The organism is Billgrantia hypersalina (assembly GCF_052584175.1).
The window spans coordinates 1-17,076 of sequence record NZ_JBMIQI010000007.1 but is presented as its reverse complement, the minus strand read 5'-3'; the positions used below and the strand labels follow the sequence as shown (position 1 = coordinate 17,076).

Annotated in this window: 14 protein-coding genes and 1 pseudogene; 6 read left to right on the top strand and 9 right to left on the bottom strand. The window is 66.4% G+C overall.

Features of this window, described 5'->3' with window-relative positions; translation table 11 throughout:
- Nucleotides 1-24 precede the first annotated feature (24 nt).
- The 4 genes and pseudogenes from dapF to argH all read right to left on the bottom strand — a co-directional run bounded on the left by dapF (nt 25) and on the right by argH (nt 3,757).
- On the bottom strand, nt 25-858 hold the full coding sequence (gene dapF, locus ACOJCM_RS04100) for a diaminopimelate epimerase (protein ID WP_445210794.1): 834 nt from the start codon (nt 856-858) through the stop codon (nt 25-27).
- On the bottom strand, nt 858-2,141 hold the full coding sequence (lysA, locus tag ACOJCM_RS04095; protein ID WP_445210793.1) for a diaminopimelate decarboxylase: 1,284 nt from the start codon (nt 2,139-2,141) through the stop codon (nt 858-860). The genes dapF and lysA overlap by 1 nt, the downstream gene beginning before the upstream one ends.
- A gap of 60 nt (nt 2,142-2,201) precedes the next feature.
- A pseudogene (gene lptM, locus ACOJCM_RS04090) lies at nt 2,202-2,342 on the bottom strand (LPS translocon maturation chaperone LptM); the annotation flags it as partial.
- A 2-nt stretch (nt 2,343-2,344) separates the two neighbouring features.
- Nucleotides 2,345-3,757 (bottom strand): argininosuccinate lyase, encoded by a 1,413-nt coding sequence (gene argH / locus ACOJCM_RS04085; protein WP_445210792.1) that lies wholly within the window; start codon nt 3,755-3,757, stop codon nt 2,345-2,347.
- A gap of 255 nt (nt 3,758-4,012) precedes the next feature.
- Here argH and hemC point away from each other — a divergent pair, with 255 nt between their 5' ends.
- From hemC to ACOJCM_RS04065, 4 genes are read left to right on the top strand one after another with little or no spacing between them, the layout of a single operon-like run.
- Nucleotides 4,013-4,951: a hydroxymethylbilane synthase gene (hemC, locus tag ACOJCM_RS04080; RefSeq protein ID WP_445210791.1), complete on the top strand. Its 939-nt coding sequence runs from the start codon at nt 4,013-4,015 to the stop codon at nt 4,949-4,951.
- Complete coding sequence (locus ACOJCM_RS04075; protein ID WP_445210790.1) at nt 4,952-5,749, top strand: uroporphyrinogen-III synthase; 798 nt, start codon at nt 4,952-4,954, stop codon at nt 5,747-5,749.
- Between the two features lie 6 nt (nt 5,750-5,755).
- Entirely contained in the window at nt 5,756-7,306 is a 1,551-nt protein-coding gene (locus ACOJCM_RS04070; protein ID WP_445210789.1) for a uroporphyrinogen-III C-methyltransferase, read from the top strand.
- A complete protein-coding gene (locus ACOJCM_RS04065; protein ID WP_445210788.1) occupies nt 7,303-8,571 on the top strand; it encodes a heme biosynthesis HemY N-terminal domain-containing protein in 1,269 nt (422 codons plus the stop codon). The genes ACOJCM_RS04070 and ACOJCM_RS04065 overlap by 4 nt, the downstream gene beginning before the upstream one ends.
- 69 nt (nt 8,572-8,640) lie before the next feature.
- Here the strand turns inward: ACOJCM_RS04065 and ACOJCM_RS04060 are convergent, their stop codons facing one another.
- The 3 genes from ACOJCM_RS04060 to ybiO form a co-directional block, all read right to left on the bottom strand.
- Nucleotides 8,641-10,782, bottom strand: coding sequence for a pyrroloquinoline quinone-dependent dehydrogenase (locus tag ACOJCM_RS04060; protein ID WP_445210787.1), 2,142 nt, complete (start codon nt 10,780-10,782; stop codon nt 8,641-8,643).
- Nucleotides 10,779-11,180 carry a hypothetical protein gene (locus tag ACOJCM_RS04055; protein WP_445210786.1) on the bottom strand — a complete coding sequence of 134 codons (402 nt, stop codon included), beginning with the start codon at nt 11,178-11,180 and terminating at the stop codon, nt 10,779-10,781. Before ACOJCM_RS04055 ends, ACOJCM_RS04060 begins: the two co-directional genes overlap by 4 nt.
- Nucleotides 11,181-11,395: 215 nt before the next feature.
- Entirely contained in the window at nt 11,396-13,711 is a 2,316-nt protein-coding gene (ybiO, locus tag ACOJCM_RS04050) for a mechanosensitive channel protein (protein ID WP_445210785.1), read from the bottom strand.
- A gap of 286 nt (nt 13,712-13,997) precedes the next feature.
- Between ybiO and ACOJCM_RS04045 the strand changes: the two genes are divergently transcribed.
- Both ACOJCM_RS04045 and crcB read left to right on the top strand, forming a co-directional pair.
- Nucleotides 13,998-14,387 carry a fluoride efflux transporter FluC gene (locus tag ACOJCM_RS04045; protein ID WP_445210784.1) on the top strand — a complete coding sequence of 130 codons (390 nt, stop codon included), beginning with the start codon at nt 13,998-14,000 and terminating at the stop codon, nt 14,385-14,387.
- Complete coding sequence (gene crcB, locus ACOJCM_RS04040) at nt 14,384-14,776, top strand: fluoride efflux transporter CrcB (RefSeq protein ID WP_445210783.1); 393 nt, start codon at nt 14,384-14,386, stop codon at nt 14,774-14,776. The genes ACOJCM_RS04045 and crcB overlap by 4 nt, the downstream gene beginning before the upstream one ends.
- A gap of 22 nt (nt 14,777-14,798) precedes the next feature.
- On the opposite strand, the gene pgi is transcribed toward crcB, so the two are convergent.
- Nucleotides 14,799-16,457: a glucose-6-phosphate isomerase gene (gene pgi, locus ACOJCM_RS04035; protein ID WP_445210782.1), complete on the bottom strand. Its 1,659-nt coding sequence runs from the start codon at nt 16,455-16,457 to the stop codon at nt 14,799-14,801.
- 41 nt (nt 16,458-16,498) lie between these two features.
- On the bottom strand, nt 16,499-16,978 hold the full coding sequence (locus ACOJCM_RS04030) for a methylglyoxal synthase (RefSeq protein WP_445210781.1): 480 nt from the start codon (nt 16,976-16,978) through the stop codon (nt 16,499-16,501).
- Nucleotides 16,979-17,076 lie beyond the last annotated feature (98 nt).

The window sequence follows — 17,076 nt, the reverse complement described above, 5'->3', positions numbered from 1 at the left end:
CCTTCGTTTGGGGCGGCCGGGGCGTCAGGCCAGGGCGATGCGTCCCTCGTAGACGCGTTCGGCGGGGCCGGTCATCAACAGCGAGGCCTCCTCGCCCGGCCATTCGATGCGCAGGTCTCCCCCGCGAAGGTGGACCGTGACGGGGCTTTCGAGCCACCCCTGGCGAATGCCACTGGCCACCGCAGCGCAGGCGCCGGTGCCGCAGGCCAGGGTCTCGCCGCTGCCGCGTTCAAAGACGCGCAGGCGAATCTCCTGGGGCGACACCACCTGCATGAACCCCACGTTGACCCGCCGAGGAAAACGCGGATGGCGCTCGATCAGCGGGCCGAGGCGTTCGACCGGCGCCGTGTCGACGTCTTCCACGCGCAGTACCGCATGGGGATTGCCCATGGAGACGGCACCGATCTCGAGTGTTTCGCCGTCCACCTCGAGGCGATGCCGCAGGCGGTCCTCCGCGGCATCGAAGGGCAGGGCCTCCGGCGCAAAGCGCGGCGCTCCCATGTCCACGGTTACCTGATTGTCGCCATCCACCTGGAGCGTCAGCGGTCCGCCGGCGGTTTCCACGTGGATCTCCTGCTTGTGGGTCAGGCGCTGGTCACGCACGAAGCGGGCAAAGCAGCGGGCGCCGTTGCCGCAGTTCTCCACCTCGCTGCCGTCGGCATTGAAGATCCGGTAGCGAAAATCCATGTCGGGGTTGCGCGGCGGCTCGACGATCAGCAACTGATCGAAGCCCACGCCGAAGCGGCGATCGGCGAGGCGGCGGATCTGCTTGTCACGCAGCCGGGCACGCTGGGTGACCAGATCGACCACCATGAAGTCATTGCCGAGGCCATGCATCTTGGTGAAGTGCAGCAGCATCAGCGACGCTCCTCGCCCCGGGATTCCGGCAGCAGCGACTCGCCGGCCCACAGCGACTCGACGGTTTCACGGCGGCGCACGACATGGAAGACATCGCCATCGACCATCACCTCGGCGGGACGCGGCCGGCTGTTGTAGTTCGAGGCCATGACGAAACCGTAGGCGCCGGCGGAACGCACCGCCAGCAAGTCGCCGGCGGCGATGGCCAGATCGCGCTCCTTGCCCAGGAAATCGCCGGTCTCGCACACGGGGCCGACCACGTCGTAGCTGGCGCTCTCACGGGCGGGGCGGGTATCGACCGGGATGATGGCCTGCCAGGCCTGATAGAGGGAGGGCCGAATCAGGTCGTTCATGCCGGCGTCGACGATGGCGAAGTTCTTGGTCTCGCCGGGCTTGAGGAATTCGACCCGGGTCAGCAGCACGCCGGCGTTGGCGGCGATCGAACGGCCCGGCTCGAACAGCAGCGTCAGCCCGGTGCCGTGCTCCCACTGGGCGAGGCGCTCCAGCAGCGAGGCGGCATAGTCGAAGGGCTGCGGTGGGCGCTCGCCACGGTAGGGCACGCCGAGCCCGCCGCCGAGGTCGAGGTGCTCCACGGTGATGCCACGCTCGCGCAGGCGCTCGAGCAGCACCAGCAGGCGGTCGAGCGTGTCGAGGAAGGGGGCGATCTCGGTGAGCTGCGAGCCGATATGACAGTCCAGCCCCACGACCTTGACGCCCGGAAGCTCGGCGGCCAGCTCGTAGACGGCCAGCGCCTCGTCCACGGGGATGCCGAACTTGTTGGCCTTGAGCCCGGTGGAGATGTAGGGGTGGGTGCCGGCGTCGACATCCGGGTTGACCCGCAGCGACACCGGGGCCACCTTGCCCATCCGCTCGGCCACGCCGTTGAGGCGCTCCAGCTCGGGGCGAGACTCGACGTTGAAGCACTTGATGCCGACCTCGAGCGCCCGGGCCATTTCGCCTTCCTGCTTGGCCACGCCCGAGAACACCACCTTGGCCGGGTCGCCGCCGGCGGCCAGCACGCGCTCGAGCTCACCGACCGAGACGATGTCGAAGCCGGCCCCCAGCCGGGCCAGCAGGCCCAGCACCGCCAGGTTGGAATTGGCCTTCACCGCGTAGCAGATCAGGTGGGGGTGGCTGCCCAGCGCCTCGGTATAGGCGCGGAAGTGCCGGGCCAGGGTCGCCTTGGAGTAGACGTAGCAGGGCGTGCCGACTTCCTCGGCCACCTGAGACAGCGGAACCTCCTCGCCGTAGAGAACGCCGTCGCGATATTCGAAATGATCCATGGTTCAGTCCGTGTCCTCGTCGTCGGCGTCGTTCTGCTCCGCCTGTGGCGCCGAGCCGCTGCCGTAGCGCTCTTCGGCGGCCTCGTTGCCGGGCAGGTAGAGCGGCCCCTTCTGGCCGCAGCCGGCCAGCAGCGCGAGCAACAGTACCGTCAGCGCCAGTCGACGCCTTCTGGACGCTGAGTTCGCGCCTGGCGCCTGCATGGTCATTGGCCCAGTGCCGACAGGGCGTCGCGAGCACGCTGGGCGGCGGCGCGAACCTGGTCCGGCGCGGTGCCGCCGATATGGTTGCGTGCCGCCACCGAGCCCTCCAGGGTCAGCACCTCGAACACGTCCTCCTCGATGGTATCGGAGAACTGGCGCAGCTCGTCGAGGCTCATCTCCGAGAGGTCCTTGCCTTCGCGAATGCCGAAGGCCACCGACTGACCGACAATCTCGTGGGCGTCGCGGAAGGCCACGCCACGGCGCACCAGGTAGTCGGCGAGGTCGGTGGCGGTGGAGAAGCCGCGACGGGCGGCCTCATACATGCTTCCCTGGCGCGCCTCGATGGCCGGCACCATGTCGGCGAACGCCTTGAGGCAGTCGCGCACCGTGTCGAGGGTATCGAACAGCGGCTCCTTGTCCTCCTGATTGTCCTTGTTGTAGGCCAGCGGCTGCGATTTCATCAGCGTGAGCAGGCCCATCAGGTGGCCGTAGACCCGCCCGGTCTTGCCGCGCACCAGCTCGGGCACGTCGGGGTTCTTCTTCTGCGGCATGATCGAACTGCCGGTGCAGAAGCGGTCGGGCAGGTCGATGAAGTCGAACTGGGCGCTGGTCCACAGCACCAGCTCCTCGCTCATGCGCGACAGGTGCATCAGCAGGATGCTGGCGAAGCTGGTGAACTCGATGGCGAAATCGCGATCGCTGACGGCGTCGAGCGAGTTCTCCGCCGGCCGCTCGAAGCCCAGCAGCTCGGCCGTGACGTGGCGGTCGATGGGATAGGTGGTGCCGGCCAGCGCCGCGGCGCCCAGCGGCATCACGTTGACCCGGCGCCGGCAGTCGAGCAGACGCTCGTGATCGCGGGCGAGCATCTCGTGCCAGGCCAGCAGGTGATGGCCGAAGGTCACCGGCTGGGCGGTCTGCAGATGGGTGAAACCGGGCATGATGGTATCTGCCTCGCGCTCGGCCAGCGCGATCAAGCCCTCTCGCAGGCGCCTGAGTTCGGCCTCGACCCCATCGATCTCGTCGCGCAGGAACAGGCGAATGTCGGTGGCCACCTGGTCGTTGCGCGAACGTCCCGTGTGCAACTTCTTGCCGGTAATGCCGATCTTCTCGGTCAGGCGTGCCTCGATGTTCATGTGCACGTCCTCGAGCTTCACCGACCACTGGAACTCGCCGCGCTCGATCTCGCCGCGGATCTCGCCGAGCCCCGTGACGATGGCGTCACGCTCCTCGTCGGTCAGCACCCCCACCCGGGCCAGCATGGTGGCGTGGGCGATGGAGCCCTGGATGTCCTGCAGGGCGAGCCGCCGGTCGAAATCGACCGAAGCGGTGAAGCGTTCGACGAAGGCATCGGTGGGTTCGCTGAAGCGACCGCCCCAGGACTGGTTGGTGCCGGGGGCTGGGGAACTAGAACTCATCGGCGTGGGCATCCTGCGTAATGCATGCTGTGGCGTTCTCGGAAAGCCGCCCGCGGCGGCATCGGTCAGGACTAGCAGTGTACCAGAGTCGCGGCGGGTGGCGAGGGGCGGTGCGGGGAGGTGCGAGGCCCAATTTTTCCTGCTTCGTCCGGTGCTTTATGATGAATGTCAAAGACCGCCTATCCGGCCGTGACCGATAATGTCGCGCAACTACAGCTGAGCAGGGCCGCTCGGGCCGCTGCAGGGGAGAACCACGTGCGATCCATCACTACGCTGCGCATTGCCACCCGCAAGAGTCTCCTGGCCATGTGGCAGGCCGAACACGTCCGCGACCTGCTGATGGCCGAGCACCCGGGGCTCGAGGTCGAACTGGTCGCGCTCTCCACCCGCGGCGACAAGATCCTCGACACGCCGCTGGCAAAGATCGGCGGCAAGGGATTGTTCGTCAAGGAACTGGAAGAGGCGATCCTGGATGGCCGCGCCGACATCGCCGTGCATTCGATGAAGGACGTGCCCATGCACTTCCCCGAGGGGCTTGGCCTGTCGGTGATCTTCGCCGGCGCCGAACCCACCGACGCCTTCATCTCCAATCACTATGGCGCGCTCGACGCGCTCCCCGAGGGCGCGCGCATCGGCACCTCCAGCCTACGCCGCGGCCTGCAGATGCGCGAGCAGCGCCCCGACCTGGAGATCCTCACCCTGCGCGGCAACGTCCAGACACGGCTGGCCAAGCTCGACGCGGGCGAGTTCGATGCCATCATTCTGGCCACCTCCGGGCTCAAGCGGCTGGGGCTTGGCGATCGCATCGCCCAGGAGCTCCCCCCCGAGGTGTGCTTGCCCGCCTGCGGCCAGGGGGCGCTGGGTATCGAGTGCCGCATCAGCGACCCGGAGCTGATCTCGCTTTTGACACCGCTCGACGACCCCATCACGGCCACCCGGGTACGCGCCGAGCGTGCCATGAACACTCGCCTCGAGGGCGGCTGCCAGGTGCCCATCGGCGGCTATGCCGTGTTCGAGGATGACGGCCAGACCCTGTGGCTGCGTGCGCTGGTGGGCAACCCCGAGGGCACCGAGGTGCTGCGTGCCGAGGGCCGCGGCTCGATCCACGAGCCCGAGGCGCTGGGGGTGCGCGTGGCGGAGGACCTGCTGGAGCAGGGCGCCGGCGAGATCCTGGCCCAGGTCTACGGCGTCTGAATGGCGGACGGGCCTCCCATCCTGATCAGCCGACCGGGCGAGCGGGCCGCTGTACTGGCGGCCGCCATAGAAGCTCGCGGCTTTCCGGTGGAGAACCTCGACGTCATGGTCCTGGAGAAGCTGCCGGAGGATGCGGCGATGCGCCAGGCGTGGCTCGACTTCGATCATTTTCACAAGGTCGTGGTGGTCAGCCCCTTCGCCGCCGAGTGCCTGGACGCGGCACTGGATCGCTACTGGCCGCAGCTGCCGCTGGGCACGGCCTGGTATGCGGTGGGGGCCGCCACGGCCGAAACCCTGCACGAGCGGCTCGGCGTCAGGGTGCATCTGCCTTCTGCCACCAGCGGCGAAGACACCAGTGAGGCACTGCTCGACCTTGCCTCGCTGCGTTCCCTCGAAGGGCAGCGCGTCCTGTTGGTGGCCGGCGAGGGCGGGCGTTCGCTGCTGGCCGATACCCTGGCGGCACGCGGCGCACGGGTCACGCGCCTGGCCCTCTATCGTCGGCGCCTGCAGCCGCCGACTCCCGCCCTGCAGGCACGCCTCGCCCAGGGTGAATTTCGTGGGCTGGTGGCGAGCAGCGGAGAATTGCTCGAACATCTGGCAAGATGGTGTACCAGGGCTACCTTGAACCAACCGCTAATCGTGTCCAGTCGCCGTTTGGCTACACTGGCCAACAACTTGGGTTTTCGCACTCCCGTGGTGGCAACGGGTGCTACACCGGCCGCGCTCGCCAGTGCAGTGGCCGCGGCCTGCGACCAGGAGGAAGCCGATGTCGATCAAGACGATCTCGAAAAGGGCTAGCGACAGATGAGCAAGCAGACTAACGATCAGGACGAACAGAAGTCGCCCTCCGGCAAGGGGCAGAACGGCAAGGGCCGCGAGTCCGGTGCCGGCAATGAGGCCGGCGGCAGCCCGCAGGGAAGCGGTCCGGCGCCGCAGTCCACCCTCCAGGGCAAGTCGGGCGAAAGCGAGCCGGCAGCCACCGCTGGCGATGCCGCCAGCTCAGGCAAGGGTGCTTCCGCCAGCGCCGGAACGGAAAAAAATACTTCCGCTGGCCCTGGCCCCGGCAACAAGGCCCAGCCAGACGCACCGTCCCCGGCAAAGGCCGGGTCCGGCAACACCAAGCCTGCCAGCACTGGCAAGGCCGCCGCGGCGAAGCCCGATGAAAGCAAGAGTGCAGGCAAGCCGGCCGCGACCGACAAGCCCGCGACAGGCAACCAGAGTAGCGACAAGCCCGGCGCCGACGCCACCAGGGCGACGCCACCCGGCGGCGACGGGACGTCGACTGCGGCCGTCTCCGGCGGTGGCGGCAAGGGTGGCAGCCGTGCTTTCGGCGTACTCGCCCTGATCCTGGTGCTGTTCCTCGGCATCGGGGCGGGGCTTTTCGCCTGGCAAGCCTGGGAACGCCTTGATGCCCAGCAGCAGCGTCTGGCCGAACTCGAGGAGCGTGCCGGCGAGGCGGCGTCGGCCGATGACGTCGCCAGCCTGCGCGAACAGCTCGAGAGCGGCGAGCAGGAGCGCGACGCGGCGCTCTCCGAGGCAATCGAATCCATGCAGGGCGAGTTCGCCAGCTACCGCAGCGAGGTCGACGAGACGCTCGATCAGGTGCTCGACGAACTCTCCCGCACCCAGGACACCGACGAACGCGAATGGCTGCATGCCGAAGCGGCCTACCTGCTGCGTCTGGCCAACCAGCGCCTGCATCTCGAGCGCGATGTGGAGGGCGCCCAGGCGCTGCTGCGTACCGCCGACGAGCGCTTGAGCGAAGCCGATAACCCCGCGCTCCTGTCAGTGCGCCGCGCGATCGCCTCGGAGCTGTCGATTCTCGACGGTGTACCGGAGGTCGATCGGACCGGGCTCTATCTCGCCCTGAATGCCCAGCAGGAGCGCCTGGGCCAGTTGCCGCTGTCGCGCGAGCTGGAGGAGATCCCGGCCCGCTCGGGCATCGAGGAGGCGCCTAGCGGCGGCTGGCAGGAGCAGCTCTCGCGCTTCGGCCAGGAGCTCAAGGATCTGATCGTCATTCGCCACCACGACGAGGCGCTCGAGGGGTTGGTGACGCCGGAGCAGGAGTCCTACCTGCGCCAGAGTGCCCGCCTGGTGATCGAGCAGGCCCAGCTGGCGCTGCTCGAAGAGGAGCAGGAACTGTACGAGGCCAGCATCGACAAGGCGCTGGAGCTGATTCGCGGCTACTACGACACCGACAACGACGAGGTGCAGGCGGTCGTCGACCGGCTCGAGGAGCTCAAGGACGAGAACATCCAGCCCGAGCTGCCCGATATCAGCGGTTCCCACGAGGCCCTGGCCGAGTTCATCGAGCGTCGTTTCGGTTCGCGCAGCGGCCAGGGAGATGAAACATGAGAAAAGTCCTCCTGATCATCCTCCTCGGCTTGGCGCTGGGGGCGCTGTTCGGCCAGCTGATGGTTTCGGTGCCGGGCTACTGGTTGGTGCGCGTGGGCGAGACGTCCTACCAGACCTCCTTCTGGTTCGGCCTGGTGCTGCTGCTGGCGGTGTTCCTGATTCTGCATTTCGCCCTGCGCGTACTGATGCGACTGAGCCACCCGGTGAGCCGGCTCAAGGTGTGGAACCGGCGCACCCGCCACCGCAACGCCATGAAGCGCACCGTGCGCGGCCTGGTGGCCCTGGCCGAAGGGCGCTGGAAGCGTGCCGAGAAGTCGCTGGTCAAGGCGGCCGACGATTCCAGCACGCCGCTGGTCAACTACCTTTCCGCCGCGCTGGCAGCCCACTACCAAGGCCGCTACGAGCAGGCCGACACGCTGCTCAAGCGAGCGCACCTCTCCACCGAAGGAGCCGATACCGCGGTGGGCCTGATGCAGGTCCAGCTCATGCTGGATCGCCAGCAGTACGAGGAGGCGCTGGCCATCCTGACCCGCCTCGACCGCCAGTTGCCCAACCATCCCCAGGTGCTCAAGCAGCTCAAGCAGGCCTACCTCAGCGTCAACGATTGGGATGGCCTGCGCCGGCTGATGCCGCGGTTGGCCTCGCGCCAGCTGATCTCGCCGCAGGAGCGCAACCAGCTGGAGCTGCGCGCCTACAAGGAGCTGTTGGTCCACGAGGCGCGCGATCCGAGCAATGTCGAACGCATACGCAGCCTGTGGGCCGACATGCCGGATTCGCTGCGTGGCAACGTCGAGCTGATCGTGCTTTATGCCGAAGCCCTGGTGCGCGGCAACGAGGAGGGCATTGCCGAGCGGCTGTTGCGACACTCGCTCAAGGAGCACTGGGACAGTCGGTTGGTGCTGCGCTACGGGCTGCTCAACGTCGACCCCGGGCGCCAACTCGCGCATGCGGAGAAGTGGCTGCAGGAACGTCCCAACGACCCCGACCTGCTGCTCACGCTCGGCCGTCTGGCGCTGCGCAACGCCTACTGGGGCAAGGCACAGGAGTATTTCGAGGCCAGCCAGCGCCAGCGCCCCAGCGGCGTGGTGTGCGCCGAGCTGGCACGGCTCTACGCCAACCTGGGCGAACACAACAAGAGCCAGCTCTACTATCGCCAGAGCGTCGAGCTGCTCGACAAGTCGTTGCCCTCGCTACCCCAACCTGTCGAACCACCAGCCCAACCCGACAAGCGCGACGAGGCCAAGTCGAAGAAGAAGGCCGGCTGACACGCCGCCATGGGCAAGCCAGCAGAAGGGCGCCGTCAGGCGCCCTTCTGCTGAGCGGGGGGCACGTTATCAATCGGGCAGGGCGAAGGAGACCACCTGGTCGCTGACCTTGGGCAACAGGATGGAGTTGCCCCCCACCGCGAAGGTAACGTACTGCTTGCCCTCGTAGGTGTAGACCGCCGGCATCGAGACGGCGGGGGCATCAACCAGGTGCTGCCACAGCACCTCGCCGCTCTCCAGGTCCAGTGCGCGCACGCGGGAATCCATCGAGGCACCGATGAAGATCAGCCCCGAGCGGGTGATCACCGGCGCACCGATGGTGACCGAACCCCAAGACTCGGGCATGTAGAAACCGTGTTTCTGGACCTGGCCGAACGGCTCGTTCCATAGCCGCTCACCGGTGTTGAGATCGTAGGCGGCGATGGTGCCATAGGGCGGGTTCCAGCACGGCATCCCGGCCCAGTTGAGGAAGGTCTCGAGATGGAAGCCGTAGGCCGTATCCCCCTGCTCGTAGTAGCCGCCCGTCTCCCCTTCCTGCTCCAACTGCTCGAACTCGTCACGCGGGATGAGGCGATAGATCTGCACCACGCTGTTGGAGTTGATCACGAACACGCCGCTCTCCGGATCGACGGCTCCGCCGCCCCACTGAGAGCCGCCGGTCGTCGGGGGGTAGGCGATGGTGCCTTCCAGGCTGGGTGGCGTGAAGCGGCCCTCCCAACGAAGCCCTTCTGCCTTGCGGCTGCACTCGCCCAGGCCCACCATGTCGGCGAGCCTGGAGATGCCCGGCCACTCGTCGGGAATGACCGGTTCGGGGAAATCGACGAACGGCTGGGTCGGCGCGGCTTGTTCGCCCTCGACATCCGAGGGCGGCACCTCGCGCTCTTCGATGGGATAGATCGGCTCCCCGGTCTCGCGGTTGAGCACGAAAAGAAAGCCCTGCTTGGACGGCTGGACCAGGGCGGGAAGACTCTCGCCATCCTTCTGGATATCGACCAGGGTGGGCGGCGCCACGGTGTCGTAGTCCCAGATATCGTGATGCACGAGCTGGCGGCTCCACACCACCTCGCCGGTTTCGGTGTTCAAGGCCGTTATCGAGGTCGCCAGGGGCAGCTCCTCGGTACGCTCGCCGCCGTAGTAGTTGGGGCTCGGCGAGCTGATCGGTATGTACAATAGCCCGGTTTCGGGATCAAGCGACATCGAGGCCCAGACATTGGCCGTGCCGGTTCTGTCTACGACCTCCTCGGGCAGGGCGTGAAAGGTCCAGCGGCGCTCACCGGTGCGAGCGTCGAGGGCGAAGACGGTGCCGGGCGGCGCGGCGGCGTCGGTCCAGTCCTTGCCGGCCCAGCCGAGAAACAGCGTGTCGTTGTAGACCGTGGGCGGCTGCAGCAGCGACAGTGGCCATTTGTCGTTGACGGTATTCCATTGGTCGATATCGACCATGCCATTGTCGCCGAAGTCGGCGCAGCGCTCTCCGGTGTCGGCATCGACACCGTAGAGCTTCGCGTCCATGGTGCCGATATAGACGATCTTCTGGCAGGCCTCACCCTCCTGGGGCTCGTCGGCCTGCCAATAGGCGACGCCGCGATTCTTCATGTTGGGCTGGGTCAGGGCTTCCAGGCGGGCGTCGGGGTCGAAGGTCCATTTCTCTTCGCCGCTGCCCGGGTCCAGGGCGATGATGCGATAGAAGGGCGTACCCAGGTAGAGGGTATCGTTGACGAACAGCGGCGTGGCCGACCATACCGACATCGGGATATCGTCGCTGCCATCCGAGACGTCACCGGTGTGATACTCCCAGGCCTGCTCCAGCTCGCCCACGTTCTGCGGCGTGATCTGGTCGGCCGGCGAGTATTTCTGGGCGCGCAGATCGCCGTTGAAGGTCGCCCAGCTCTCGGGTGATTCCATCCAGGCGTCCGCTCCCGGCCGTGGCAGCGAGGCCTCGCCGCTGCCGCTGGGCGCTTCTCCGGCAGGCCCGGTGTCGACGCGCCCGCCGGGGCCGGTCGGCGTTACCGAGGCATCCACGGCTTCGCCCTCCTCCGTTTGCGGCTCGTCGCCGTCGTCGTCCTGCCCGGCCTCGTCGTCCTGGGTTTCGGAGATCCCCTGGGGCTGGCCGCCGGTGTCGCCCTCGTTGGGTGCTTCCTGCGCTTGTGCGACGCCGATGGAGCCCGCCAGCATAAGCAGAACGGCGAAGGGTAGCGTCTCCAGAGCTTTCATGAGGTGGCCTCCTGGCGTTGCGTCATGCGGTGGCTGCGCTTGCCCGTGGCGGGATCGGCTATTACATGAACGAGCCAGGCCACCAGGCCGGCTCCCATACAAGCGAGTAGCCACTCGGCCTGCAGCAGGTAGGCCGCCAGGCCCGTGCCCAGCAGGTCGAGCAGGAACAGAAAGGTAATCAGCCCGCCCAGCCAGCGCGGCATGCCGCGTGCCAGGGTGAGCAGCAGCGACCCGACCAACAGAAAGGCAGTGGAAACCAGCACCAGGTAGGTGCCGGGCGTGTAGGCAATGCCATTGCCTTCGTTGAACGTGGCGACTGCCGCTAGGATCAGCGAAACGATGGAGATCGCGAGCAGCAGCCAGGCACCGTAGGCGGTACCTTGCGGTTTGCTTGTCATAGGTGAGTCCCGTCCCTTGAACGCCTTGGAAGCACGAAGGACGCTTGCCGAAGCGCGATGATGCGCAGCGTCAGCGCCCAGGGACAGTATAGGCATGCCGCGCCATTTCACCTGGCATTAGCGCCTTGATGTGAAGCTACCGCACAAGGGAATCCCCCCCACCGGGGCGATAGGGGGCTCGTGTGATACCGCCGACCGCCAGGAGGCCGGGCCGTTCAATCCTTCTCCTCGTAGTCGCCCTGGGGAGGCGGGTCGGACTTCGCGCGAGGGTCGTCCTGCGACTCGCGGCTGCTCTCGCCGGAGCGTGGCTGGCCGCCGGGGCGCCCGTCGATGTCGAAGTTCTGCTGCATGAGGCGCACGTTGGCGGGCGGCGCCTCGGCTTCCTTGCCCACGCCGAAGTAGAGCGTGGTATGGGGGAAGGGAATCTCGATGCCACGGGCGTCGAAGTGCAGCTTGACCAGCCGGTTGTAGGCGCGGCCCACGCCCCATTGGGTGCCCGGGGTGGTCTTGATGCGCACGCGGATGTTCACCGAGCTGTCGGCCAGCGCGACGACGCCGGCCACCTCCAGCGGGGCAAGAATATTCATCTTGTGGTCGTCGTCGGCGGCCAGCTCGTCGAAGGCCTCGCGCAGGGCGACGATCGCCTCGTCGATGCTCTCGCGATAGGCGATGCCGTACTCGCCCACGTGGTAGCCGAATTCGCGCATGAAATTGGAAACGGTATCGACGCTCGAGAAGGGCACGATGTGATAGGTGCCGTTGAGATCGCGGATGCCCACCGAGCGAATGCTGAGCCGCTCGGCGGTGCCTGTGACGCCGCCCACCGTGACCACGTCGCCGGTGTTCATGGCGTTCTCCACCTGGATGAAGATGCCGGTAATGATGTCCTGCACCAGCTTCTGCGAGCCGAAACCGATAGCCAGGCCGAGGACGCCGGCACCGGCGATCAGTGGCCCGATGTTGATGCCGATCTCGGACAGCACGATCATCACCGTCATGGTGATCAGGGCGATGGCGAGCGCGTTGCGGAACAGGGACAGCAGGGTCTTGGCGCGGGCATCGGGCTCGCCCTTGCCGGTTTCGGGGTTGAGCTTGTGCTCGATCAGGCTGGCCAGTGCCAGCCATACGGCGATGGCCAGCAGCAGGATCACCGCCACGCTGACCAGGGTACCGACCAGGCCGCGCCCGGCCTCGGAGGCGTACCAGGCCGCCAGATCGAAGGCGCCCCAGGCGTTGAGCACCAGCAGCACCACGGTGATAAGGATAACGGTACGGATGACCCGAAGTGCATTGGGTATGTAGCTGTTGAGGCGCGGCTCGAGCTGCGGCAATTTACGACGCAGGTCGTCGGAGAGACGGATGCGACGCCCGATGGAATGGGTCAGAAGGCTCGAGAGCAGCATGCCGACGACGATGACCACAACGGTCTTGAGCGTGGCGAAGAGCACGAAGGGCAGGGCATCCGCCGGACGTGTCAGGGTCAAAACCAGCACCATCAGGAAGTAGGCCAGAGCGAACAGGTGCCAGGTGCGAGCGAACAGCTGCAGCGAGATGCGAGAGGCGGTGAAGTCGGAGCGTGCCGCCATCCCATTGAGTTCGTCGCGTATGCGCGTGCGGTTCTTGAGCACCACGGCCACGGCATAGATGAAGGCCGCGAACATGATCAATGCCCCGGCCGCCTGCCCCATCGTCGGCGCCACGTAGACGCTTACCAACGGGGCTACGACCAGCAGGCCATAGCCCACCAGGCCGATCAGGCGAGCCAACCAGCGATTCCAGTACGAGGCTTCGCCGGCGGAGACGGGCAGCAGCCGGAGCCCCTCGTAGCGCGAGGCGAACAGCATGCGCACGGCCGCCTTGATCAGTTCGATGATCAGGAAGGCGTTGAGAAACAGCGAAGCGCGGGTCGACAGCTCGCCGGCCTCGCCGATGGCGAAGGTGGCGAGGAGGTTGCCGCCCACATAGGAAAGCGCCACCACCAAGGCGTCGACCAGGGCGGCAATCGCGACGCAGAGTACCAGCCTGATGATCGGGTTCAGACCATTGCCGTGCTGCGACCATCGGCTCAGCCGCGAGAACAACGGTCGTGACAGGCGGCGGAACAGCAGGAACAGGGCGAACGTCGCGGCGATGACCAGGCCCAGGTTGATGGCCGCCATGATCAGATCGCTCCAGTCGAAAGCGGTGGTATCGGCATCTGCCGTGAACATTCCCACCACGACATCGAATATGTTGCGAATTTCACCGCCGATATCGCTGACGACGCGGCTGGTCACTTCGGCCAGCCGCCTGGGAAGCGATATCTGGCCGGCTGGCGTTGTGTCATCGGCGGCTACTGCCGGGTCGGCGGCCTGACGCCTCAGGTGGTCGATCAGCTGCTGTCGGGTCTGCTCGTTCTCGAGCAGCTCGGCAAGCGCCTCGGGAGCGGGAACGTCGCCGTTCTCGGCGGGCTGGGCCAAGGCTGGCGTGGCGACCAGTAGCGTCAGTGTCAGCCAGGCAAACAGCCAGGCAAGAATCCGGTGTGCTATCACGCGTGACCTCCGTCTCGGGCGTGTCGGCAGGGAGCGATACGTATTCCGTCTCGCCCATCATAAGGGTTCAGGCCGCAGGGAACGAATGGGCGGCTCATTGAGCAGAAATAATTATGCAGATATTGTACATTTTATTTATATTGTGTCATATTTCCTTGGCGCCTGCCCTTGGCGCAATTCCCTGAACCAAGTTCGACATCCCCTTGGCCATCTCATGCGGATGGCTTCTTTTTGTCCGCGTGCGCCGACTCGGCTAGCATCGGCTTTCATCCAGTGAGAAAGGCGCATGAACGCTAACGTTGGAATCGTACTGATGGTGGCGGCGGGAGGTGCGCTGGGGGGCATGGCGCGCCTGGCGATCTCCGAGCTGCTCGCCAGGCAACTGGGGCCGGCCTTTCCCTGGGGCACGCTGGCCGTCAATCTCAGTGGGGCCCTGCTGGCCGGCGCCCTGGCCGGCTGGCTCGGTATGTCTGGCGGCGATGCCCCGGGCGCGTGGGCGCTTCTGGCGGTGGGTCTGTTGGGTGGTTACACCACCGTCTCTTCGCTCAGCCTGCAGAGCCTGGCACTGTGGCAGAGCGGGCGACGTGGCGCAGCGCTTGCCAACGTGGCGATCACGCTGATTGCCGGGTTGGCACTGGCCGCGTTCGGCTGGTGGCTGACGGGACGGTTAACATGAGCGGATGGCGCCGCTATGCGGCGGTGGGGCTGGGTAGCGCCCTGGGAACGACGCTGCGCTATCTGGTTTCGCTGGCCACGCTCGCCGCGCTGGGGCCGGCCTTTCCCTGGGGGACATTTGTCGTCAACCTGCTGGGTTCCTGGCTGATTGCCGCCTTTGTTGCCCTGGCTGCCTTGCGCAACGCCGGCAGGGCGGCCCGCTGGCAGCCCTTCCTGGTAGCCGGCTTCTGCGGCGGTTTCACCACGTTCTCCCTGTTCAGCCTGGAAACGTTGCACCTGGTCGAAAGCGGTCGGCCCGGCCTGGCCCTCCTTTGCGTTCTGCTCAGCGTGCCGCTATGGCTGGCCGCGGCCTGGCTGGGCGAGCGCTTCGTGCGGGTCTGTTACGGCTGACGGCCCGCCACCGAGATGGCTCTCAGCGCTTGCTCTTCTCGGCGGTTTTCCTGTCCTGCTTGCTCGTCGCGACCGGCTCGGGGGCATCGGGCTCGCCGCGGAAGCGCTCGCGTACCAGTGCCAGTAGGCCCTGGGTCGAGGCGTCGAAGTCCTGGCTGTGTTCGTCGATGCGCTCGCTGATCTCGCCGGCGATACGCTTGCCCAGCTCCACGCCCCATTGGTCGAAGGAATTGATGTTCCAGATCACCCCCTGCACGAACACCTTGTGCTCGTAGAGCGCAATCAGCGCGCCCAGGTTCTTCGGTGTCAGCTCGTCGAGCAGCAGTACGCTCGAAGGGCGATTGCCGGGGCAGCTGTAGGGGTCGAGCCGGCTGCCGCGCTGGCTGCCTTCCATGAAGGCATTGGCCTGGGCCAGCATGTTGGTGAGCAGGGCGAAGTGATGCTCCTCCATGCCCGGCTCCGGCTTGAGCGAGGCGATGAAATCGATCGGCACGTAGCGCGTGCCCTGGTGCAGCAGCTGGAAGAAAGCGTGCTGGCCGTTGGAGCCGGTCTGACCCCAGACGATGGGCCCGGTCTTGTAGTCCACGGGATGGCCGAAGATATCCACCGACTTGCCGTTGGACTCCATGTCGAGCTGCTGCAGGAAAGAAGGTAGCTGATGCAGCGCCTGGTCGTAGGGCACGATGGCCTGGGTCTCGGCGCCCATGAAATTGATATGCCAGATGCCGATCAGCGCCATCAGCACCGGCATGTTCTCGCGGAAGGGGGCGGCGACGAAGTGCTGATCCATCTCGTAGGCGCCCTGGAGCATCTCCATGAAGCCGTCGAAGCCCACCGCCAATGCGATGGGCAGGCCGATGGAGGACCACATCGAGTAGCGCCCGCCGACCCAGGCCCAGAATTCGAACACGTTCTCTTCGCGCACGCCGAAAGCCATGGCGGCCTTCTTGTTGGTGGAAGCGGCAACGAAGTGAGCCCCGAGGTCGGCCTCTTCACCGGCGTTGTCGAGGAACCAGCGGCGTGCCGTCTTGGCGTTGAGCAGCGTCTCCTGGGTGGAAAAAGTCTTGGTCGAGACGATGAAGAGCGTGGAGGCCGGATCGAGGCGGGCCAGCACTTTTTGTATGTGGGCGCCGTCGACATTGGAGACGAAGTGGAAGTTGAGTTCGGGGTGACGGTGCTTGAGCAGCGCACGGCAGGCCATGTTGGGGCCGAGGTCGGAGCCGCCGATGCCGATGTTGACCACGTCGCGAATGCGCTTGCCGCTGTAGCCCTTCCACTCGCCGCTGCGCACGGCATCGGCGAATTGGCGCAGCTGCTCGCGCGAGCGGCGTATCTCGGGCATCACGTCCTTGCCGTCGACCATCACCGGGGCGTCGCCCATGTTGCGCAGCGCGGTGTGCAGGACGGGGCGGTCTTCGGTGACGTTGATGATATCGCCGGAGAACATCTGTGCACGGCGCTGGACCAGGGCGGAGTGGTCGGCCAGCTCGATCAGCTTGGCCAGCACGGCATCGGAGACCTGATGCTTGGAGTAGTCGAGAAACAGGCCACCGACCCGCAGGCTCATCTTGGCGAAGCGCTCGGGGTCGGCGGTGAAGTAGTCGCGTATGCGGTCGTTGGCGGTTTCCTGGCGCAGCCGCATCAAGGCCTGCCAGGTGACGCTGCGGGTGAGCTGGAACATGGTTTCCTCGCACGTGTGCGGGCTCGGCCCGCCGTTTCTCGTTAGCGTGAACTGCGTGAGGCCACCCAGGCGTCGGCGTCGGGAATGGCCATCTCGTAGGACTGGCCGAGCCAGGGCGAGCTGACCATGAAATCGGCGCTGGCGGCATTGCATGCCACCGGCACGTTCCACAGCGCGGCCAGGCGCAGCAGTGCCTTCACATCGGGATCGTGGGGCTGGGGCGAGAAGGGGTCCCAAAAGAAGATCAGCAGGTCGAGGCGCTGTTCGGTGATGCGCGCACCGATCTGCTGATCGCCGCCCAGCGGGCCGCTCATCAGCCCCTCCACGTTAAGCCCCAGGCTTGCCGAGAGGCGCCCTGCGGTGGTGCCGGTGCCCACCAGTTCATGTTCCGCCAGGGTGTCGCGCCAGCGTGTGGCCCATTCGAGCAGCTCGCTCTTCTTGCCATCGTGGGCGATCAGCGCGATGCGCTTGCGTGCCGGCAGGGTGCGTTTGACGCTGCGCCGGGGGCGGCTTTCGGTCATGACTGCGCTACCTCGAGTATCTTCAGGGTATTGGTACCGCCATGGGCGTTCATGTGGTCGCCCCGGGTCAGGATGACATGATCGCCCGGTTCGGCAAT